Origin of the sequence: Sphingomonas sp. 66-10 (genome assembly GCF_001897045.1) — a bacterium.
In the GTDB taxonomy this organism is placed as follows: Bacteria; Pseudomonadota; Alphaproteobacteria; order Sphingomonadales; family Sphingomonadaceae; genus Sphingomonas; species Sphingomonas lycopersici.
The window spans coordinates 112,508-133,306 of the sequence record NZ_MKRR01000098.1 but is presented as its reverse complement, the minus strand read 5'-3'; the positions used below and the strand labels follow the sequence as shown (position 1 = coordinate 133,306).

Here is a 20,799-nt window from a genome sequence, read left to right as displayed (position 1 = left end):
GCGCCTGCCTCCCGATGGATCCCGGCTCAAGGCCGGGGTGACGGGAAGGGAATGCCGCGCCAGATATGAACCGTTCGCCCTGAACGGAGGATAGGTGATCCTGTTCTTCGGACGGGGCGTTAATTCCCACGCCGCGCCGAGGCACGGGCATCGAGCAATTCCCACAGCCCGCGATGCTGCGCGAGCAATTGTTGCGCGCCGAAAGTGACCGCTCGCTGGGTACCGCTGGCGTCGCCCAATGCCGCGAGCGCCGCGATCACCGCGCTCGCGCGCGGCAGCGGGCTCGGCGGGAGGCGGGTTCCGACGCGATCGCCGGCCAGCGCGAGGATGCGGCGGATCGCGCTCCAGTCGAGCAGGAAGGCCGCCGCCGCGCCTGCCGCGCATCCGACGCGATCCGACACCGCAAGCATCGCCAGCGCATGACGTTGCGCCAGCACCGTCGCCTCCGATTGCGCCTGACCCGGGGTCGAGGGCAGCGGGCCGACCGCGGCGACCAGCGCGGCGAGCAGAGTCCGTTCCTCGTCGAAAGCAATGGCCGTCGTCCGCAACCACGCGCGCAGTTCGTCGGGGCCAGGCGCTTCGCTCGCCTGTTCGACGATGCTCGGCGCCATGCCGTGCAGCGCACAGATATTATGCACCGCATCGGCGAGATCACGCAGCGGCGCCCCCGGATAAGCGAGCGCGGTCGGCCAGCCGGTGTTGCCGGTGCCGTCGGCGTCGACGAGCGTCGCCACGGATTCGCCGAGCGAAATGGTTGCGGGGTCAGTTACACTTGCCACGATCGTCCCTCGTCCAGCGCACAATACACGCGCGCGTTGGTTAGGGGGCACGCCCGAACGGTACTTGCCGTGTCGAGTCGGGCCCTGCGCAAGCCATTTGCCTAACCCAACGACGTAAAGAGGGGGTTTATGCGATACGACGAACGATGGTGGCGACCAGTTCCTCGATCCGGCCGTCGATCGCCGCCGCGGCAAGCCCGAGCGTGACGGAAATGGCGGTGGCGCCGTCGACCAGGCATTCGGCGTCGACCCGGCGCGCGATGCCGTCACCGGCGACGGCTTCGATCGCCTCGCCGACCGCCACCCGGCTCGCCACCGCCAGCAGCGAGGCGAACCGCGCGGTCGCCAGGGCCTCCCGGGACACCCCGGTTAGCGCAGCGAGCGCGGCGCCGGGCGCGACGACATAGCCGCGCAGGCTCAGCCGCACCGCGATCGCCCCGGCCGATTCGCCGGCGGCATGAACGGCGCGCGCGCGTGCCTGCGCCGCCGCCAGCGCCTGTTCGGCGGTCATGTCGGTGGCGCGCAACAGGCAACCGTCGGGAAAGGGGGAGAGCCGGCAGCGCAGGCGGCGCGAGGGAAAGGCGTCGGGCATGATCTCGATCGTTTCGGCGATGCCGCTCGCGATGACGCGCGCCGCCGCGGCGTCGAGTAGCTCGCCGCCGGTTCTATCCAAGGCCCCCGGGTGTGCGCCGCGCCGCAGCGTCTCCCCGAAACGCGCACGCGCGGCTGCGCTCGCCAACAGGATATCGCCCTCGCGATCGAGGATCAGTGCGATCGATCCGTCGGCATCGAGCAAGGTGGCGAGCGCAGAATCATCCGCCCGAGGCGCCACATGCGGCGTGCACAACGCATCCATCAGGTCGATCGAGGTGAGCACCAGCCGCGGGCGTCCGCGGTGGAGAACATAGACCGGGCCGCGTGCCGCCCGTTCCTGCCACAGGCCGAAATTCCGCACGAGCTGCGAAGCGGTGACGCGCTGATCGCCGCGCTGCCGGAGCTGATCGGGAATCGGCATGTCGCGATTCTGCGCGCGGCGCGCGGGGAGCGGCAATGGATTGGCGTCAGATCGGGCCGGGTTGCCCGGCAAATTGCGCGGTTCGCCCCCGATGTGGAGGTAAAATCGGGCAAGGCGATCTCATCTGAATGTGCTCCACGACTGCGGGAGTCCAGACCAGGTGCGGGACACCGGGATACGCATTTCGCGCGGAATAGGCGCGTGATCCGTCGACCGGGCGGCAATCGTCCGGCGGGTAGAACAAGCCTGTCGACGGCGGCTCCCCTCCTTGAAAGCCGATCGGCAGGATGACGGTGAAGGTTCGGTCCCGATTCACCGCATCCGGTGCAAGCCGCACGGCCCCGCTCCGGGCTTTGTGCGGCCCCCGGCGGCATCGCACCCCCGTGCCGCCGGGGGATTCCCGTCTCGGCAAAAGCGAAGGGCGGCCCTTTCGGACCGCCCTTGCTCTGTTTCACGGTGTCAGCGCCGCGTTATTGATCGAGGAACGACCGCATCTTGCGGCTGCGGCTCGGGTGCTTGAGCTTGCGCAGCGCCTTGGCCTCGATCTGGCGGATACGCTCGCGCGTCACGCTGAACTGCTGGCCGACCTCTTCCAGCGTGTGATCGGTGTTCATCCCGATCCCGAAGCGCATGCGCAGCACACGCTCCTCACGCGGGGTGAGGCTGGCGAGAACGCGGGTGACCGTCTCCTTGAGATTGGCCTGGATCGCCGCGTCGACCGGGATCACCGCATTCTTGTCCTCGATGAAATCGCCGAGGTGCGAATCCTCCTCGTCGCCGATCGGCGTTTCGAGGGAGATCGGCTCCTTGGCGATCTTCATCACCTTGCGCACCTTTTCGAGCGGCATCGACAGACGCTCGGCCATTTCCTCCGGGGTCGGCTCGCGGCCCTGCTCGTGGAGGAACTGGCGGCTGGTGCGGACCAGCTTGTTGATCGTCTCGATCATATGCACCGGGATACGGATCGTCCGCGCCTGATCGGCGATCGAGCGGGTGATCGCCTGGCGGATCCACCAGGTGGCATAGGTCGAGAATTTGTAACCGCGGCGATATTCGAACTTATCGACCGCCTTCATCAGGCCGATATTGCCCTCCTGGATGAGATCCAGGAACTGCAGCCCGCGGTTGGTATATTTCTTGGCGATCGAGATGACGAGGCGCAGATTGGCCTCGACCATTTCCTTCTTGGCGATCCGCGCCTCGCGCTCGCCCTTCTGGACCATGTTGACGATGCGGCGGAACTCGCCGAGCGCCATCCCGGTCTGCTGCGCGATCTCGGCGATTTCGGTGCGGATGCGCTCGACCGCGCCCGCCTCGTTGGTGGCGAAGGCGGTCCACTTCTTGTCGAGCCCGTTGACCGACTGGAGGAAGGTGTCGTCCAGCTCGTGGCCCATATAGCGATCGAGGAAGTCCTTGCGGCTCACCTTGTGGCGCTCGGCCAGACGCAGCATCTGCCCGCCGAGCGCGGTGAGGCGCCGGTTGAAGCTGTAGAGCTGGTCGACGAGATATTCGATCTTGGCGTTGTGGAACTGGACGCTCTCCACCTCGGCGGTGAGCTCCTCGCGCAATTTCTGATATTTGCGCTCCTCGACCACCGCGAGCTCGCCGCCGGCGCCCATCGCCTCCAGCCGCTGGAGCTGCATCTTGGAGAATTTCTTGTAGATCGCGGTGATATTGGCGAACTTCTCCAGCGCCTGCGGCTTGAGCGTCTCCTCCATCTGCGCGAGCGACAAGGTATTGTCCTCGTCCTCTTCCTCGGCCGGACGGCGCGCACGACGTTCGGTCAGCTCGTCATCCTCGTCGGACGACGCTTCTTCCTCGGGCTCTTCCTCCTCCTTGTAGGAGGGGCCGGCGCTCGATTCGCTGATCTCGCCCGACGTGTCGTCCTCGGCGCCCTCGACCTGCTCGGCCGACGGACCCTTGGAGAGCATCGCGTCGAGATCGAGGATCTCGCGCAACTGCATCGTGCCTTCGTTGAGCTGGGTCGACCAGTCGATGATCGCGTTGAAGGTGATCGGGCTTTCGCACAGCCCCAGGATCATCGTGTCGCGACCTGCCTCGATGCGCTTGGCGATGGCGATCTCGCCTTCGCGGCTCAAGAGCTCGACCGCCCCCATCTCGCGCAGGTACATGCGCACGGGGTCGTCGGTGCGATCGACCGTTTCCTTTTTCTTCTCGATGACGGGCGCGTTTTCCTGATCGGAATCGACCGAATCGATCTCGTCGTCGGCTTCCTGCTCCTCGCCGTCCTCGCCCTGCTCTTCGTTCTCGACGATGTTCACGCCCATTTCGTTGAGCGCGGACATGATGTCCTCGAGCTGGTCGGAGGACATCTGGTCCTGCGGCAGCGCCTCGTTGAGCTGGTCATAGGTGATGTAGCCGCGCTTTTTGGCGCGGGCGATCAGCTTCTTGACGTTGGCATCGTTCAAATCGATCAGCGGGGCATCGGCCACATCCGTCGCATCGTCGCCACCGCTACCGTTCACTTTCACCATCAATCGTCCTCGGAACCAAAAGCGCGGGCGTCTTCGTTCGACTGCACGAGATTTGCAAGCCGAAGCTCCAACGCCTGCTTTTCCTTCACCAATGCTACCTGTCGCTCGAACGCCTCGTCGGTGAAACGCGCCTGCATCGCGGCAGTTGCCTCCGCGAGCGCCGCATTCACCTCCGGGCCGGCCACCAGGATCGCGATCGCCTCATCGAGGTCGGCGCGCGCCTGGTTTTCATCCCCCGTCCGCTGCGTGAAACTATATGGCATCGTATCGGCCCGCAGCAGGTCTGAAGCCACTGTTTCGAAACCCGACCGCGCCAATATGGTAACGAGCCGCCCGCTATCAAGCGCGCGATCCTCCAGCGCGACATCGACCACGGCCTCGAACAATCGCCCGAGCGCGCCATCGACGAAGCGCAGGCTACCCAGCACCTCCATATGCCGCGCGATCTCCGCCGGGTGACGGATCAGACCGGCGAGCACCGCCTTGGCGAGCACGCGATCGATCCCGCCCGCGGCGCGGACCGCCTTGGCATCCTCGGTGATCGGCAGCGGCGGGGGCGCCCAGCGCTGACCGGGACGACCCGCGGCGCGCGGCGTGAAGTTGCCACGCGCGGCAGGCGCGCGCGCGAAGGCGGTGTCGAAACGGTGGCGGAATTCGTTCTGATATTCGCTGCGTACCGAAGGGTCGGCGATCGCCTGCGCCAGTTCGGTGAGGCGGCGGCGCAGTCCGGCGCGCTGTTCGGGGGTGTTGAGCGGCTCGGCGGCGAATTCGTGCTTCCACAGCCGATCGACCAAAGGCTCGGCATCGCGCACCAACGCCTCGAACGCAGCGGCGCCCTTCGCCTTGACCAGATCGTCGGGGTCCTGCCCGTCGGGGAGGGTGACGAAGGCGAGGCTGCACCCCGGCGCGAGCATCGGCAGTGCGCGATGTGCGGCGCGGATCGCGGCTTTCTGCCCGGCGGCGTCGCCGTCGAAGCACAGGATTGGCACGTCGACCATCCGCCACAGGCGCTCAAGCTGATGTTCGGTCAGCGCGGTGCCGAGCGGGGCGACCGCTTCGGCCACTCCGGCCTGCGCCAGCGCGATCACGTCCATATAGCCCTCGACCACGAACACGCGCCCCGCCTTGCGCGCGGCCGGCGCGGCGCGATCGAGGTTGTAGAGCGTGCGCCCCTTGTCGAAGAGCGGCGTATCGGGGGAGTTGAGGTACTTCGGTTCGCCGTCACCGATCACGCGGCCGCCGAACGCGATCACCCGCCCGCGCGGATCGCGGATCGGGATCATCAGCCGGCCGCGGAAGCGATCATAGGGCTCCTTATTCTCGACGCTGATCAGCAACCCGGCCTCGATCAGCGCGGCGTCGCCATAATCCTTGAGCGCGGTGCGCAATTTGCCGCGCGCGTCGGGGGCGAAGCCGAGACCGAAGTCGCGCGCCGTCTCGGTGGTCAGCCCGCGCCGCTCGATCAGCGCACGCGCCTCGCCGCCCGAGATGCCGGAAAGTTGGGTGACGAACCAGGCCTGCGCCTCGGCCATCGCGTCGTGGAGCCCCTTCTGCCGCTCGGCACGCTGCGCGGCGCGCGGGTCGGGGGCGGGGACGTCGAGCCCGGCGGCGGCGGCGAGGTCCTTCACCGCATCGATGAACGGCAGCCCGCGCTGATCGGTCATCCAGCGAATCGCATCGCCGTGCGCCGAGCAGCCGAAGCAATGATAGAAGCCCTTCTCGTCGTTGACGTAGAAGCTCGGCGTCTTTTCGTTGTGGAAGGGGCAGCAGCCCTTGTACTCGCGCCCGGCCTTGGTGAGCTTCACCGTCTTGCCGATCAGCGTCGACAGCGAGGTGCGGGCACGCAACTCGTCGAGAAAGGCGGGGGAGAGACTCACCCGCGCATTATACCCTATGCGCCGGGAGCTCTCCGCCCGCAATGAAATTTAACGCGGTCGCCCGCTCTCTACCCGTCATTCCCGCCTGCGCGGGAATGACGAGCGGGTGATTCAGCTCAGCGCCGCCTTCACCAGCCCGCTCGCCTTGGACATGTCGAGCACGCTGGCGTGGCGCGCCTTGAGCTCGGCCATCACGCGGCCCATGTCCTTCATGCCGCTCGCGCCGAGCTCGGCCTTGATCGTCTCGATCGCCGCGCGGGTCTCGTCCTCGCTCATCTGCTGCGGCAGGAAGCGCTCGATCACCGCGACTTCGTTTTCCTCGGCCTTGGCCAGCTCCTCGCGGCCGCCCTTGCGATACATGTCGATCGATTCGCGGCGCTGCTTGACCATTTTCTGCAGCACCTCGACCACCAAAGCGTCGTCGTCGGCAGGGGCGGGGCCGGTGCGCGCCTCGATGTCGCGATTCTTGATCGCGGCCTGGATCAGGCTGACCGCGCTGCGGGTTTCCTTGTCGCCGGCCTTCATCGCGGCGATCTGGGCTTGCTTGATGTCGTCTCGAATCATGTGAGCGAGATAGCGCCCGCGGACGGTTGACGCGAGGGGGGCAAATCCCTAGCGGACGGGGCTTAGCGACATCGCGAATTTTAACGAACGGAGTGCCCGCCGATCATGGCCGACGCCAAGCCTTTTGCCGTGCCCGAAGGAGCCACCGGCGTCCTTGTCCTCGCGTCCGGCGAGGTTGCCTGGGGGCGAGGCTTCGGCGCCGAGGGCGAAGTGGTGGGGGAAGTCTGCTTCCACACCGCGATGACCGGCTATCAGGAGATCATGACCGACCCGAGCTTCGCCGGTCAGATCATCACCTTCACTTTCCCGCACATCGGCAACGTCGGCACCAATGCCGACGATGTCGAGGCGGACGAGCCGCACGCGCTCGGCATGATCGTCCGCGAGGACGTCACCGCGCCGTCCAACTTCCGCAACGTCGAGCAGCTCGACACGTGGATGAGGCGCCACGCCCGCGTCGGCCTCGCCGGGATCGACACCCGCGCGCTGACTCGCCGCATCCGCACCGGCGGCGCCCCCAACGGGGTGATCGCGCATTCGGCGTCGGGCAAGTTCGATATCCCGCTGCTGCTGGAGATGGCGCGCGCCTGGCCGGGGTTGGAGGGGATGGACCTCGCCAAGGCGGTGACCACCGAAACCCATTTCGGCTGGGGCGACAATCGTGAGGGCGGCATCTGGCGGCTCGGCTTCGGCTATCAGGGCAAAGTTCACGAAGTTCACACGAGTGACGATGATCGCCCGCATGTTGTCGCGGTCGATTATGGCAGCAAACACAATATCTTCCGCAACCTTGTTGAGGCGGGTGCGAAAGTGTCGGTGGTGCCGGCGACCGCGAGCTATGACGAGATCATGGCGCTCGGCCCCGACGGCATCTTCCTGTCGAACGGCCCCGGCGACCCCGCGGCGACGGGCGAATATGCCGTGCCGGTGATCCGGCAATTGCTCGACACCAAGCTGCCGATGTTCGGCATCTGCCTCGGCCACCAGCTGATCGGCATCGCAGTCGGCGGCAAGACGACCAAGATGTTCCAGGGCCACCGCGGCGCCAACCACCCGGTCAAGCGGCTGAGCGACGGCGCGGTCGAGATCACCAGCATGAACCACGGCTTCGCGGTCGACCGCGACAGCCTGCCGGCCAACGCGCGCGAGACGCATGTGTCGCTGTTCGACGGCTCCAATTGCGGGATCGAGCTGACCGACCGCCCGGCGTTCAGCGTGCAATATCACCCCGAGGCATCGCCCGGGCCGCAGGACAGCCTGTATCTGTTCGAGAAGTTCGTCGGGATGCTGCGGTGAGGCCAAGCCTCCCTACATCCGAATCCGCCAATTACCGCGTCATGCCCGCCGAGAAGAAATAACATGCCAAAACGCACCGACATCTCCTCCATCCTCGTCATCGGCGCGGGGCCGATCGTCATCGGCCAGGCGTGCGAGTTCGATTATTCGGGCACGCAGGCGATCAAGGCGCTCAAGGAAGAGGGCTATCGCATCGTCCTGGTCAATTCGAACCCGGCGACGATCATGACCGATCCCGAGCTGGCCGACGCCACCTATGTCGAGCCGATCACCCCGGCGGTGGTCGCGCGGATCATCGAGAAGGAGCGCCCCGATGCGGTGCTGCCGACGATGGGCGGGCAGACCGCGCTCAACACCGCGCTGGCGCTGTTCCGCGACGGCACGCTGGAGAAGTTCGGCGTGACGATGATCGGCGCCGATGCCGAGGCGATCGACAAGGCCGAGGACCGGCTCAAGTTCCGCGACGCGATGGACAAGATCGGGCTCGAATCCGCGCGCAGCCATATCGCGCATAGCGAGGCCGAAGCGCTGGAGGGGCTGGAAAAGGTCGGGCTGCCCGCGATCATCCGCCCGAGTTTCACGCTCGGCGGCACCGGCGGCGGGGTCGCTTATAATCGCGAGGAATTCATCGAGGTCGTCCGCAAGGGCCTCGATGCCTCGCCGACCACCGAGGTGCTGATCGAGGAATCGCTGCTCGGCTGGAAGGAATATGAGATGGAGGTGGTCCGCGACCGCGCGGACAATGCCATCATCATCTGCTCGATCGAGAATGTCGACCCGATGGGGGTCCACACCGGCGATTCGATCACCGTCGCGCCGGCGCTGACGCTGACCGACAAGGAATATCAGATCATGCGCAACGCGTCGATCGCGGTGCTGCGTGAAATCGGCGTGGAAACAGGCGGTTCGAACGTACAGTTCGCAGTCAATCCGAAGGACGGCCGGCTGGTCGTGATCGAGATGAACCCGCGCGTCAGCCGCTCCTCGGCGCTCGCCTCCAAGGCGACCGGCTTCCCGATCGCCAAGGTCGCGGCGAAGCTGGCGGTGGGCTATACGCTCGACGAGATCGAGAATGACATCACCGGGGCGACCCCGGCGTCGTTCGAGCCGACGATCGATTATGTCGTCACCAAGATCCCGCGCTTCGCGTTCGAGAAGTTCAAGGGTGCCGAGCCGATCCTGTCGACCGCGATGAAATCGGTCGGCGAGGTGATGGCGATCGGGCGCAACATCCACGAATCGATGCAGAAGGCGTTGCGCGGGCTGGAGACGGGGCTCTCCGGCTTCAACCAGGTCGACCATCTCGTCGGCGCGCCGCGCGCCGAGATCGAGGCGGCGTTGGCGGTGGCGACTCCCGACCGGCTGCTCGTCGCGGCGCAGGCGCTGCGGGAGGGCTTCACCGTCGCCGAGGTGCACGCGATCGCCAAATATGATCCGTGGTTCCTCGAGCGGATCGCCGAGATCATCGCCGCCGAGCGCGAGGTGATGGAACATGGCCTGCCGATCGAGGCGGCCGGGATGCGCCGGTTGAAGGCGATGGGCTTCTCCGACAAGCGGCTCGCGTGGCTGGCGCTGCAATCGGCCAATCTGCGCGGGATGGAACGCGGGATCGCGCGCGGCTCGGGGCTGGTCCACGAGGCGGTGGTGGCGATGACCGGCGGGGTCACCGAGGACGAGGTGCGCGCGCTGCGCCATCGGCTCGGGGTGCGCCCGGTGTTCAAGCGGATCGACACCTGCGCCGCGGAGTTCGATGCGCGCACGCCCTATATGTATTCGACCTATGAGGCCCCGTCGTTCGGCGAGCCGGAGAATGAGGCGCAGCCCAGCGACCGGAAGAAGATCGTCATCCTCGGCGGCGGACCGAACCGGATCGGGCAGGGGATCGAATTCGATTATTGCTGCTGCCATGCGTGTTTCGCGCTGGCCGACGCCGGGTTCGAGACGATCATGGTCAATTGCAACCCGGAGACGGTGTCGACCGACTACGACACCTCGGACCGGCTCTATTTCGAGCCGCTGACCGCCGAGGACGTGCTCGAAATCCTCAACGTCGAGCAATCGAACGGCGAGCTGGTCGGGGTGATCGTCCAGTTCGGCGGGCAGACCCCGCTCAACCTCGCGCGTGCGCTGGAAAAGGCCGGCATTCCAATTCTCGGCACCTCGCCCGACGCGATCGATCTCGCCGAGGATCGCGAGCGCTTCGCGGCATTGGTCGGCAAGCTCAAATTGCTCCAGCCGGCCAACGGCATCGCGCGCAGCCGCGAGGAAGCGCTGATCGTCGCCGAGCGGGTCGGCTATCCAGTGCTGATGCGCCCGAGCTACGTGCTCGGCGGGCGCGCGATGGAGATCGTCGACGGCCCGGCGCAGCTCGAGGATTATATCCAGACTGCGGTGCAGGTGTCGGGCGACGCACCGGTTCTGATCGACCAATATCTACGCGACGCGATCGAGGTCGATGTCGATGCGATTTCGGACGGCGACGATGTGGTGGTCGCCGGGGTGCTCCAGCATATCGAGGAGGCGGGGGTCCATTCGGGCGACAGCGCCTGCTCGATCCCGCCTTATTCGCTGACCCCCGAGATCATCGCCGAGATCGAGCGCCAGGCCGAAGCGCTGGCGCGCGGGCTCGACGTGCGCGGGCTGATGAACATCCAGTTCGCGGTCAAGGACGGCAACGTCTATCTGATCGAGGTCAACCCGCGCGCCTCGCGCACGGTGCCGTTCGTCGCAAAAGCGATCGGTGCGCCGATCGCCAAGATCGCCAGCCGCGTGATGGCGGGGGAGAAATTGCGCGACCTGCCCAAGATCGATCGCGCGATCGATTATTTCGCGGTGAAGGAGGCGGTGTTCCCGTTCAATCGCTTCCCGGGGATCGATCCGGTGCTCTCGCCGGAGATGAAATCCACCGGCGAAGTCATGGGGATCGCGGAAGATTTCACCACCGCGTTCGCCAAGTCGCAGCTCGGCGCGGGGATGTTGCTGCCGACGTCGGGCGCGGTGTTCGTCAGCGTCAAGGATAGCGACAAGGCGCATATCGAGCCCGCGGTGCGGCTGCTGGTCGATGCCGGGTTCAGCATCGTCGCGACCGGCGGGACCGCCGATCATCTCGCCGCGGCCGGGCTGCCGGTCGAGCGGGTCAACAAGGTGGCGCAGGGCCGGCCGCATATCGTCGACCGGATCAAGGACGGCGGGATCGACCTGATCTTCAACACCACCGAGGGGTGGCAGAGCCTCAAGGACTCGCAGCCGATCCGTGCTTCGGCGCTGGCGCAGAAGATTCCGTACTTCACCACGGCGCCCGCCAGCCTCGAAGCGGCGAAGGCGATTGCAACCTCGGCCACGCGCAACCTTGAAGTCAGGCCGCTCCAGTCTTATTATTCGCAGTCGCACAACTGATCCCCGACATTGAAGGATAGTGCGAAGCGGCCCACCCGGGTCGCTCGGGGAAGGGGCTTTGACGAAGGATTGCGTGATGGCGACGGTCGAAAAGATGCCGATGCTTCAGGAAGGCTATGAGAAGCTCAATGCCGATCTCAAACGCCTGAAGGCCGAGCGTCCGCTGATCGTCGACGCGATCGAGGAAGCGCGCGCGCACGGCGACCTTTCGGAAAACGCCGAATATCATGCGGCGAAGGAGCGTCAGGGCCAGATCGAGGCGTCGATCGCTGATATCGAGGACAAATTGTCGCGCGCACAGATCATCGATCCGCGCGAGCTTTCAGGCGACAAGGTGGTGTTCGGCGCGACCGTCACCCTGCTCGACGAAGACGAGAAGCCGGTGAAATATCAGATCGTCGGCCAGACCGAGGCGGACGCCAAGACCGGGCGGATCAGCTACAATTCCCCGCTCGGCCGCGCATTGATCGGGCGCAGCGTCGACGACGAGGTCGAGGTGTCGGTGCCCGCGGGCGACCGTTACTATGTCGTGTCGAAGATCGAATTTATCTGAGATTGCGCATGAAACCCGGCTTCGTTGGAGCCGGGTTGCCCGTCTTCCGTTCGGGCTGAACCTGTCGAGACTCTGCCCTTCTTCGCTAGGAAGAAGGGCGGCCCTTCGACAAGCTCAGGGCGAACGGGGTGGGTTGCGGGCGATCGGGCTCGTTCGGATCACCCCGTCACCCCCCGGCCTTGAGCCGGGGTCCATTGCGCCTCAAGCTTTGCGGCTGGAGCCTCTTGTCCCTGCGCCTGCCTCCCGACGGACCCCGGCTCGAGGCAGGGGTGACGGAGGTTACGCGCCGGTGCCCGGCTTGAGCAGATCGGGCTCGAGCAGGCGGTGGAGGTGGACGACGACATATTTCATCTCGGCATCGTCCACCGTGCGCTGCGCGGCGGCGCGCCAAGCCTTTTCGGCGGTGGCGTAATCGGGGAAGACGCCGACGATCTCGATCGACGACAGGTCCGCGAAATCGAGGGTGCGCGGATCGCTGACGCGGCCACCCATCACAAGGTGCAATTTGCTCATGCGACGCCCTTTACTGCCGGGGGGGCAGTGAAGGGAAGGGGTTTCAACCTCTCCATCCACCGCCGTTCGCCCTGAGCCTGTCGAAGGGCGGTCCCACCTCTCGGGCGACAGGACGCCCGTCGACAGGCTCAGGGCGAACGGATCATTTGTGACTGGCGCTCAACGTTGCGACCCGGCTTCCTCCTTGCCGGCCTTGACCGCGGCATTGCTGGCCGAACCGGCCGCCTTCACCAGCCCGTCGAACAGCGACTTGGCCTGGTCCTTCGCCGCGTCGCGGTTGATCCCGAGCGAATCCAGCTCGCTCTTGCCCGCTTCCTTGGCCGCCGCGAACGCCGCCGCCGCCGCGGCGCTGACGCGCTTGCCGACCGGGGCGAGCAGATCCTTCTCGCGCTTGCTGCGCGGCAGGCAGGCCGCCGCCAGCGCGCCCAGCGCCAGCCCGCCGACGATCACCCCGACGGGGTTGGTCTCGATCGTCTCCGCGGTGCGCCGCGCCGCGCTGCGCGCGGTGTCGCGGGCATTGTCGATGCCGTCGCGCAGCTTGCCGTGATGCGTGTCGGAGGGAGCGTCGGTCATAACTTCTTCCTTTCCGCCTTCAGCGGGTTCTTGCCGGATGATTTCGCTGATCGCGCCTTGCCGATCAGCTTGGCGATGTGGTGACGCCCGAGGAAGGCGGCAAGCAGCGCGACGCCGCCAGCGATCTTTCCCGGATGGCGTTTCGCCGCGCCGATCCCCGCGTCGAGCACGCGGGTGCCGGTATCGGCCAGCCCGTCCACCGCCTCACGCGCGACATTGCGCGGATCGAGCCGCGTCTGCAGCGCGGTCAGCGTCTTGGCCATGTGGAGCCGCGCCAGCGCGGCGCGCGCCTCGGCGCGATCGAGCTCGGTCATGTCGGTCACGGCTTGGGCGTCCGCGAGGCGAGCTTGCCCTTGCCGAGAAAGCCGAGGATCGCGGCGATCACCAGCACCGTGCCGCACACGATCGCCGTCGCCAGCGCCGGGCCGACATAGATCGAGAGCGTCGCGATCAGCCCGACGAGCAAGGCGATCAGCGCCGCCAGCGCGAGCACCCCGGCGATCGCGAACAGGATCGCGGCGTCGCGCACGCGGGTGACGCCGGTCGTGACGCGCGCCTTGATCAGCCCGATCTCGGCGCTCGCCACTTCTCGTGCGTCGTCGGCCAATTGGCCGACGAGTTCGGCCAGCTTGGCATCGACCGTCGGACGCTCCCCCTCCGTCATGCGTCAGTCCCGATCGCGCTGGTCCAGACCGGCGGTGAGCAGCCGGGCGACGACGAAGCCGACCGCCGCCGCCGCGCCGATCGCGACCCCCGGGCTCTTGCGCACCAGTTCGCGCGCGCTGTCGAGCAGTTCGTCGACGCTCTTCGAATCGAGCGACGTGGAGAAATCCTGCACCTTGCCCGCCGCGGTGCGGGCATATTGGCCATATTGCTCGCCAAGCCGCTCATCGACCTGCCCCGCGGCATCGTGGAGCAGCTGCGAAAGCTGGCCGAGCGCGTCGGTCGCGCGGGTCTTGCCTTCCTCCGCCAGCCCGCGCGCCTTGTCGCCGGCTTGCTCGCGGAACTTGGCGGTATTGTCCGCCAGCGATTGTTTGGTGGCTGCGAAGCGATCCCCGGCGGCATCCTTCGCCGCATCAGTGACCTCGGCGGCGCCTTCGTTGATCGGCTGGAGCGGGGTGTCTGACATCGTGAAATCCTTACATCTGGCCGTGATGATAACCCCGCGCGCGGCGCCGGGGTTCCATCGCGATTTGCAGCCCGGCGGCTGCAAGGTTAGAGGCGGCGCGAACCGCCACTTTCCCCATCGTAGAAGGATCGTTTCGTGACAGCAATCATCGACGTCCACGGCCGCCAAATCCTCGACAGCCGGGGCAACCCGACGGTCGAGGTCGACGTGCTGCTGGAAGACGGCAGCTTCGGCCGCGCCGCGGTTCCCTCGGGCGCCTCGACCGGCGCGCACGAAGCGGTCGAGAAGCGCGACGGCGACAAGAGCCGCTGGCTGGGCAAGGGCGTCGATCAGGCGGTGGAGAGCGTCAACGGCGAGATCGCCGAGACGATCGTCGGGCTCGATGCCGAGGACCAGATGGAGCTCGATCAGGCGATGATCGAACTCGACGGGACCGAGAACAAGAGCCGGCTGGGCGCCAATGCGATCCTCGGCGTCAGCCTCGCCGCGGCGAAGGCGGCGGCGGACGCGCGCGGGCTGCCGCTCTATCGCTATGTCGGCGGCGCGGCGGCGCATGTGTTGCCGGTGCCGATGATGAACATCATCAACGGCGGCGAACATGCCGATAACCCGATCGATTTCCAGGAATTCATGATCATGCCGGTCGGCGCGTCGAGCATCGCCGAAGCGGTGCGGTGCGGTGCCGAGATCTTCCACACGCTCAAGAAGGGCCTCCACGAAAAGGGTCTGGCGACCGCGGTGGGCGACGAGGGCGGCTTCGCGCCGAACCTCGCCAGCACGACCGACGCGCTGGACTTCGTGATGGCCTCGATCGAGCGCGCCGGATACAAGCCGGGCGACGACGTGATGCTCGCGCTCGATTGCGCGGCGACCGAATTCTTCAAGGACGGCAAATATGTCATCGCCGGCGAGGGCAAGACGCTCGAGCCCGGCGCGATGGCCGAGTATCTCGCCGATCTCGTCGCGCGTTATCCGATCCTGTCGATCGAGGACGGGATGGCCGAGGACGATTTCGAGGGCTGGAAGGCGCTGACCGACGCGGTCGGGCACAAGGTGCAGCTGGTCGGCGACGATCTGTTCGTCACCAACCCGAAGCGGCTGCGCGACGGCATCGCGCGCGGCCTCGCCAATTCGCTGCTGGTCAAGGTCAACCAGATCGGCACGCTGACCGAGACGCTCGAGGCGATCCGCGTCGCCGAGCGCGCCGGCTATACCGCGGTGATGAGCCACCGTTCGGGCGAAACAGAGGATGCGACGATCGCCGATCTCGCGGTCGCCACCAATTGCGGGCAGATCAAGACGGGGAGCCTCGCGCGTTCCGATCGGCTCGCGAAATACAACCAGCTGATCCGGATCGAGGAAGAGCTGGGCAGCGTCGCGCATTACGCGGGCCGCGACGTTTTGCGCGTCTGATCCGCCACTGCCGTCATGCCGGGATGAGCCCGGCATGACGGTTAATGCGACTCGCCGCGATTCCTGACGATTCGTCGACATGGAAATCGTTGGAATCGTGGAAAACCGCTTGATTGACGGCGGGCTTCGCGCGAGAAAGCGCGATATGTCGCGTCGCCCGTCAACCTTAACCGTCATGCTGAAGCGCGCCGCCTTGCCGGCTGCGGCGCTGACCGTGATGGCGTTTTTCGGGATTTATGCGGTGCTTGGGCCGAACGGCGTGCTCGCGCTCGGCGATTACAAGCGCCAGCTGGTCAAGCGCGAACAGGATTATGCCGCGCTCGATCAGCGCCGCACGATGCTGCGCAACCGCGTCGCCTTGCTCGATCCGCGCCACGCCAACCCCGATATGGTCGATGAGCTGGTGCGCAAGGAACTCAATGTCGCGCACCCCGACGAAGTGATCGTCCCGCTCCAGCGCTAAAATACGTCACCCCAGCGAAAGCTGAGGTCGTGTGCCGGAGAGGTATCGCTCGCGGCCTGAGATCCCAGCTTGCGCTGGGATGAAGCCTTCGGCGTCAATAACGCGTCTGCCGCAGCGTCGGGATTTCGTTGCGGGTCTCGGTGAGCGAAGGGTTGCGGATCGACGGGCGGAGGCGGGCGACGCTGCACACGCTCGCAATCACCGCGAGCGTGGCCGAGATCAGCGGCGGGACCTGCCCCGATCCGATGCCGAACGCCAGCAGCGCCGCCACCAAGGTCGCGCCGGTGGTCTGCCCGCACAGTCGCACGGTCGAGACCAGCCCGCCCGCGACCGCGGCGCGCTCCTGCGGGGCGGAGCCGATGATCAGCCGCGCATTGGGGGGCAGGTACAGCCCGAACCCCGCGCCGCACAGCGCCATCCGCCACGCCATGTCGAAATAGGTCGGGTGCGCGGGGATGAAGGCGATCAGCGACAAGGCCGTCACCGACACCGCCATGCCCACGCCGCCGAGCAGCCCGGCGGGAATGCGATCCGAAAGGTATCCGGCGAGCGGCGCGACAATCATATTGGTCATTGGCCAGGGCGCGATCACCGCACCGATCGTCGCGGCGGAGAAGCCCAGCGCCTGCAGCCGGAAGGGGGTTGAGATCAGCAGCGTCATCGAGGCGGTGAAGGCGATGAAGCTTCCCGCCGCGCTCAGCGCGATCACCGGTCGCGTCAGCAGATCGACCGGCAGGATCGGATTGGGTTCGCCGAGCTGGTTGCGCACGAAGAAATAGCCGATCGCCACCCCGACCAGCACGATCGCGGCGGACACCACCGGGCTGTCGCCGTGGACCGCGCTCTCCAGCCCGCCGACGACGAGCCCGAACATCGCCGCGCACGCCACCGCCCCGGCGAGATCGAAATGCGCGTGCCCCGGCTTGGGATCGGGGATCGAGCGGCCCAAGGCGAGGCTGAGGAGCGCGAAGGGGATCGCGCTGGCGAACACCCACGGCCACGGCGCGACCGCCAGCACCAGCCCGCCGATCGTCGGCGCGGCGGCGGCTGAGCTGGTGACGACCACCGAATTGATCGCCAGCCCGCGCCCGAGATGGTTCGCGGGATAAATCTGGCGGATCAGCGCCGAGGCGACGCTGAGCACCGCCGCCGCGCCGATCGCCTGCACCGCGCGGACGATCAGCAGGAACGGCAGGCTCTTGGCGAAGAAGCACAATAAGGTCGCGACGGTGAAGATGAGCTGCCCGCCCTGATAGGTGCGTTTGAGCCCGATCCGCTCGCCCAGCCCCGAAAAGGGCAGCATCAGCATCACCAGCATCACCTGGTAAATAGTGACGATTGACACGACCGAGCTCGGCGCGACATGAAGATCGTGTGCGATCGTCGGCAAGGCGACATTGGCGACGCCGCCGTCGATGATCACCAGAGCCGAGCCGAAGGACATTGCAGCGATCGCGGCATAACGCCGCGGAAGGGGAAGGCCATCCTGCATCGCGTTCCTCGATAGCGCCGATTGCGACGATCGCAATCGCTTGGCACCAAACTGGTCGCTTCAGGGAGTGGTTCACCACGATGCGTTATATTAGCCTGTCATTCTGTCTCGCCGCGCTTGCCGCGAGCCCCGTGGTCGCGCAGACGAAGCCGATGACCGACGACGACCCCTATATCTGGCTCGAGGACAAGGACGGCGCGAAGCCGCTCGCCTGGGTCGAGAATGAGAATGCGCGCACGCTCGCGCGGCTCGAGCGAGATGCGCGCTACAAGACCTATTATGACGAGGCGTTCGCGATCGCCTCGGCCAAGGATCGCATCGCGATGCCCGAGCAGACCAACGGGCGCATCCTCAATTTCTGGCGCGACGCCGATCATCCGCAGGGCATCTGGCGCGCGACGAGCGAGGCGGATTATGCCGCCGCCACGCCGACCTGGACGACATTGCTCGATCTCGACGCGCTGTCCAAGGCCGAGGGCAAGAAATGGGTGTGGAAGGGCGCGACCTGCCTCCAGCCCGATGAGCGCTTGTGCCTCGTCCAGCTTTCCGAGGGTGGCGAAGACGCGGTCGAGCTGCGCGAATTCGATCTCGTCGCGGGCAAGTTCGTCGAGGGCGGCTTCCGGCTGTCGACCTCGAAACAGGGCGCGACCTGGATCGACAAGGACAATTTGCTCGTCTCGCGCGACTGGGGGGAGGGGACGCTGACCGCTTCCTCTTATCCCTTCGTCGTCAAGCTGGTGAAGCGCGGCGAGCCGCTCGACCGCGCGACCGAAGTGTATCGCGGCGCGGCGGACGACCAGCTCGGCACCTATGCCGGCACGCTGACTGATGCCGCGGGCAACCGCCTCGTCTATATCGAGCGGCGTAACACCTTCTTCGGCGGTGAGAAATATGTCTGGACCGCGGCGGGGACGCGCAAGCTCGACATGCCGGCGCGCGCCTTCTTCAGCGGGATGGTCGACGGCCGGGTGATCTTCGAGACGAGCGATCCGTGGGGCGACGTGCCCGCCGGGGCGGTCGCCTGGGCGCCGCTCGCCGAGGTCAATGCCGGCAAGCTTACCCCGCGCGTGCTGTTCGCGCCCAATGCGCGTCAATCGGCGCAAGGTGTGACGACGACGCGGTCGCGCGTGCTGCTCACCTATATCGACAATGTCCGCGGGCGGCTGGCGAGCTTCGCGCCCGACGGCGACGGCTGGCGGCAGACCGAGCTGCCGGTGCCCGAGAATATGAGCGTCGGCATCGCCAGCGCGACCGACCGCAGCGATACCGCCTTCGTCGCGATCAACGGCTTCGCAACGCCGACCACGCTCGCCGCGGTCGATGCCGCCAAGGCCGCCGCGCCGGTGACGGTCAAGACGCTGCCCGCGCGATTCGACGTGGCCGGGGTGAAGGTCGAGCAGTTCGAGGCGGTGTCGAGCGACGGGACCAAGGTGCCCTATTTCGTCGTGCTGCCGAAGGGCGCGCGGCTTGACGGGACGACGCCGACGCTGATGACGGCTTATGGCGGGTTCGAGATCGCGCGGCTGCCGGTCTATCTCGGCGCGACGGGCAAGATCTGGACCGAGCGGGGCGGGGCCTATGTCCTCGCCAATATCCGCGGCGGGGGCGAGTTCGGCCCGAAGTGGCATGACGCCGGGCGCAAGACCAAGCGCCAGCTGATCTTCGACGATTTCGCCGCGGTGGCGCGCGATCTGTTCGCGCGGAAGATCACCAGCGCGAAGAAGCTCGGTATCTACGGCGGGTCGAACGGCGGATTGCTGATGGGGGTGGAACTCACCCAGCATCCCGAGCTGTGGCAGGCGGTGACGATCCAGGTGCCGCTGCTCGACATGCTGCGCTATGAGAAGATCGCCGCGGGCGCCTCATGGGTCGACGAATATGGCTCGGTAAGCGTGCCGGCCGAGCGCGCTTTCCTCGAAAAGACCTCGCCCTATCACAACCTCAAGCGTGGGGTGGCCTATCCCGAGCCCTATATCTGGACGACGACCAAGGACGATCGCGTCGGGCCGCAGCATGCGCGCAAATTCGCCGCGCGGATGAAGGAATATGGCCTGCCCTATCTGTTTTACGAGGACACCGCCGGCGGGCATTCGGGCGACGCGGATATCGCGCAAGGCGCGCGTTTACAGGCGCTGCAGATGGTCTATTTCACGCAGCGGCTGGTCGGCCCGGCTACAGAATAACGTCACAACAAGGGTTATTGCTGCGATGCAGCAGAGCGATTAATATGGATGGAATGAAGGTCAATAGTGAGGAGGATCGCGTGTCCTCTGCTCCCGCTCCCTCCGCTCCCCCGGCGGGCATGCCGGTCGTGTTCGAGGCGATCGTCAAGCGCCAGGCGCTGTCCGCGACCTACAATCGCGGCGAAGTGACGCTGGCGCCGCATATCGTCTACACCAAGCACGGCGAACTCTATGTCGACGCGACGACGCTCGACCGCGACGGCAAGCCGCCGCGCGAGGTGAAGATCGGGGCATTCAAGATCGCCGGGCTCGGCAGCCTGCGCATCACCCCGCGCCGCTTCGAGCCGTCGGAACTGTTCGACCCCGCCGAGGCGCGCTACGCCGGGGTGACGTTGCTCGCGATCGATCGCTGAGCGGTTCAGATCTGTAGCAGCGCCTTCAGCTTGGCGCGCGTATCGGCCAGTATCTCGGGCGAGACTTTGCCCTTGAGTTTCGCTTTACGCGCGCGCCAGTCGAGGCTCTTGATCTGGTCGGCCAAAATCGCGCTGGGCGGATCGTCGCTTACGACGATTTCGAACGGATAGCCTTTGATCCGCGTCGTCATCGGGCAACACAGCATCATGCCGCGCGGCCCGTTGTAACGCGCGGGGGACAGGACCAGCGCGGGCCGATGGCCGGCTTGCTCATGTCCGGCGCGTGGATCGAAATGCAGCCAGACGATATCACCGCTGTCCGGCACCCACGCCGCCACTACCAGATTTCCTTGCCGGCCGGTTCGCCGAAGTCGGTATCGTCGGGGAAAGTATCCGCCGACATGTCTGCGAGCAATTCATCGAGGTCATAGGCCTGTTCGGGGAGTGGCTCGATCACGATCCGGCCGTCCTCCTCCCTTACGTCGACCGCCTGATCGATGCGCAACGCCGCCGCGGCCATCACCGATGCCGGGATTCGCACCGAAGCGCTATTGCCCCATTTCTTGACCTGCGCGCGCATCACGCCCTCCATGTATCGACCTTGACGACACATAGGGCATAGGTCTCGTTTCTACAATGTATCAA

General features: G+C 66.4%; 20 protein-coding genes. 7 read left to right on the top strand and 13 right to left on the bottom strand.

Annotated features, from left to right (window positions below):
• Positions 1 to 119 precede the first annotated feature (119 nt).
• From BGN95_RS09345 to BGN95_RS09325, 5 genes are all read right to left on the bottom strand, one after another.
• Complete coding sequence (locus tag BGN95_RS09345; RefSeq protein ID WP_265268304.1) at positions 120 to 779, bottom strand: DUF6975 family protein; 660 nt, start codon at positions 777 to 779, stop codon at positions 120 to 122.
• A gap of 127 nt (positions 780 to 906) precedes the next feature.
• Complete coding sequence (locus tag BGN95_RS09340) at positions 907 to 1,794, bottom strand: hypothetical protein (protein WP_286772462.1); 888 nt, start codon at positions 1,792 to 1,794, stop codon at positions 907 to 909.
• Positions 1,795 to 2,264: 470 nt separating this feature from the next.
• A complete protein-coding gene (gene rpoD / locus BGN95_RS09335; RefSeq protein WP_265312164.1) occupies positions 2,265 to 4,289 on the bottom strand; it encodes an RNA polymerase sigma factor RpoD in 2,025 nt (674 codons plus the stop codon).
• On the bottom strand, positions 4,289 to 6,166 hold the full coding sequence (dnaG, locus tag BGN95_RS09330) for a DNA primase (protein WP_265312163.1): 1,878 nt from the start codon (positions 6,164 to 6,166) through the stop codon (positions 4,289 to 4,291). Before dnaG ends, rpoD begins: the two co-directional genes overlap by 1 nt.
• Before the next feature lie 111 nt (positions 6,167 to 6,277).
• Positions 6,278 to 6,730 carry a GatB/YqeY domain-containing protein gene (locus BGN95_RS09325; protein ID WP_265268307.1) on the bottom strand — a complete coding sequence of 151 codons (453 nt, stop codon included), beginning with the start codon at positions 6,728 to 6,730 and terminating at the stop codon, positions 6,278 to 6,280.
• A gap of 105 nt (positions 6,731 to 6,835) precedes the next feature.
• On the opposite strand from BGN95_RS09325, the gene carA reads away from it, so the two are divergent.
• From carA to greA, 3 genes are all read left to right on the top strand, one after another.
• Positions 6,836 to 8,026 carry a glutamine-hydrolyzing carbamoyl-phosphate synthase small subunit gene (gene carA / locus BGN95_RS09320; RefSeq protein ID WP_286772461.1) on the top strand — a complete coding sequence of 397 codons (1,191 nt, stop codon included), beginning with the start codon at positions 6,836 to 6,838 and terminating at the stop codon, positions 8,024 to 8,026.
• A 63-nt stretch (positions 8,027 to 8,089) separates the two neighbouring features.
• The gene (carB, locus tag BGN95_RS09315; RefSeq protein ID WP_286772460.1) at positions 8,090 to 11,422 is read left to right on the top strand and encodes a carbamoyl-phosphate synthase large subunit; all 3,333 of its coding nucleotides are present in this window, start codon (positions 8,090 to 8,092) and stop codon (positions 11,420 to 11,422) included.
• A gap of 76 nt (positions 11,423 to 11,498) precedes the next feature.
• Positions 11,499 to 11,975 carry a transcription elongation factor GreA gene (greA, locus tag BGN95_RS09310; RefSeq protein ID WP_179511818.1) on the top strand — a complete coding sequence of 159 codons (477 nt, stop codon included), beginning with the start codon at positions 11,499 to 11,501 and terminating at the stop codon, positions 11,973 to 11,975.
• Between the two features lie 279 nt (positions 11,976 to 12,254).
• On the opposite strand, the gene BGN95_RS09305 is transcribed toward greA, so the two are convergent.
• From BGN95_RS09305 to BGN95_RS09285, 5 genes are all read right to left on the bottom strand, one after another.
• Positions 12,255 to 12,488 (bottom strand): DUF4170 domain-containing protein, encoded by a 234-nt coding sequence (locus BGN95_RS09305; protein WP_265268310.1) that lies wholly within the window; start codon positions 12,486 to 12,488, stop codon positions 12,255 to 12,257.
• A gap of 159 nt (positions 12,489 to 12,647) precedes the next feature.
• Positions 12,648 to 13,061, bottom strand: coding sequence for a hypothetical protein (locus tag BGN95_RS09300; protein ID WP_265268311.1), 414 nt, complete (start codon positions 13,059 to 13,061; stop codon positions 12,648 to 12,650).
• On the bottom strand, positions 13,058 to 13,375 hold the full coding sequence (locus BGN95_RS09295; RefSeq protein WP_286772459.1) for a DUF3618 domain-containing protein: 318 nt from the start codon (positions 13,373 to 13,375) through the stop codon (positions 13,058 to 13,060). The genes BGN95_RS09300 and BGN95_RS09295 overlap by 4 nt, the downstream gene beginning before the upstream one ends.
• Positions 13,376 to 13,380: 5 nt before the next feature.
• A complete protein-coding gene (locus tag BGN95_RS09290) occupies positions 13,381 to 13,725 on the bottom strand; it encodes a phage holin family protein (protein ID WP_286772458.1) in 345 nt (114 codons plus the stop codon).
• A gap of 3 nt (positions 13,726 to 13,728) precedes the next feature.
• Positions 13,729 to 14,190: a hypothetical protein gene (locus BGN95_RS09285; RefSeq protein WP_265268314.1), complete on the bottom strand. Its 462-nt coding sequence runs from the start codon at positions 14,188 to 14,190 to the stop codon at positions 13,729 to 13,731.
• Between the two features lie 135 nt (positions 14,191 to 14,325).
• Here BGN95_RS09285 and eno point away from each other — a divergent pair, with 135 nt between their 5' ends.
• Together eno and BGN95_RS09275 are read left to right on the top strand one after the other, a co-directional pair.
• Positions 14,326 to 15,603, top strand: coding sequence for a phosphopyruvate hydratase (gene eno, locus BGN95_RS09280; RefSeq protein ID WP_265268315.1), 1,278 nt, complete (start codon positions 14,326 to 14,328; stop codon positions 15,601 to 15,603).
• A gap of 175 nt (positions 15,604 to 15,778) precedes the next feature.
• Entirely contained in the window at positions 15,779 to 16,066 is a 288-nt protein-coding gene (locus tag BGN95_RS09275) for an FtsB family cell division protein (RefSeq protein WP_179511811.1), read from the top strand.
• Between the two features lie 94 nt (positions 16,067 to 16,160).
• On the opposite strand, the gene BGN95_RS09270 is transcribed toward BGN95_RS09275, so the two are convergent.
• Positions 16,161 to 17,558 (bottom strand): MFS transporter, encoded by a 1,398-nt coding sequence (locus BGN95_RS09270; protein WP_286772457.1) that lies wholly within the window; start codon positions 17,556 to 17,558, stop codon positions 16,161 to 16,163.
• A gap of 80 nt (positions 17,559 to 17,638) precedes the next feature.
• Here BGN95_RS09270 and BGN95_RS09265 point away from each other — a divergent pair, with 80 nt between their 5' ends.
• Positions 17,639 to 19,741, top strand: a complete 2,103-nt coding sequence (locus BGN95_RS09265; RefSeq protein ID WP_265312159.1) for a prolyl oligopeptidase family serine peptidase — start codon at positions 17,639 to 17,641, stop codon at positions 19,739 to 19,741.
• An 80-nt stretch (positions 19,742 to 19,821) separates the two neighbouring features.
• Entirely contained in the window at positions 19,822 to 20,154 is a 333-nt protein-coding gene (locus tag BGN95_RS09260) for a hypothetical protein (protein WP_432423294.1), read from the top strand.
• A 5-nt stretch (positions 20,155 to 20,159) separates the two neighbouring features.
• Here the strand turns inward: BGN95_RS09260 and mazF are convergent, their stop codons facing one another.
• Positions 20,160 to 20,492 (bottom strand): endoribonuclease MazF, encoded by a 333-nt coding sequence (gene mazF, locus BGN95_RS09255; protein WP_179511808.1) that lies wholly within the window; start codon positions 20,490 to 20,492, stop codon positions 20,160 to 20,162.
• Positions 20,492 to 20,734 (bottom strand): AbrB/MazE/SpoVT family DNA-binding domain-containing protein, encoded by a 243-nt coding sequence (locus tag BGN95_RS09250; protein ID WP_265312158.1) that lies wholly within the window; start codon positions 20,732 to 20,734, stop codon positions 20,492 to 20,494. The genes mazF and BGN95_RS09250 overlap by 1 nt, the downstream gene beginning before the upstream one ends.
• Between the last annotated feature and the right edge of the window lie 65 nt (positions 20,735 to 20,799).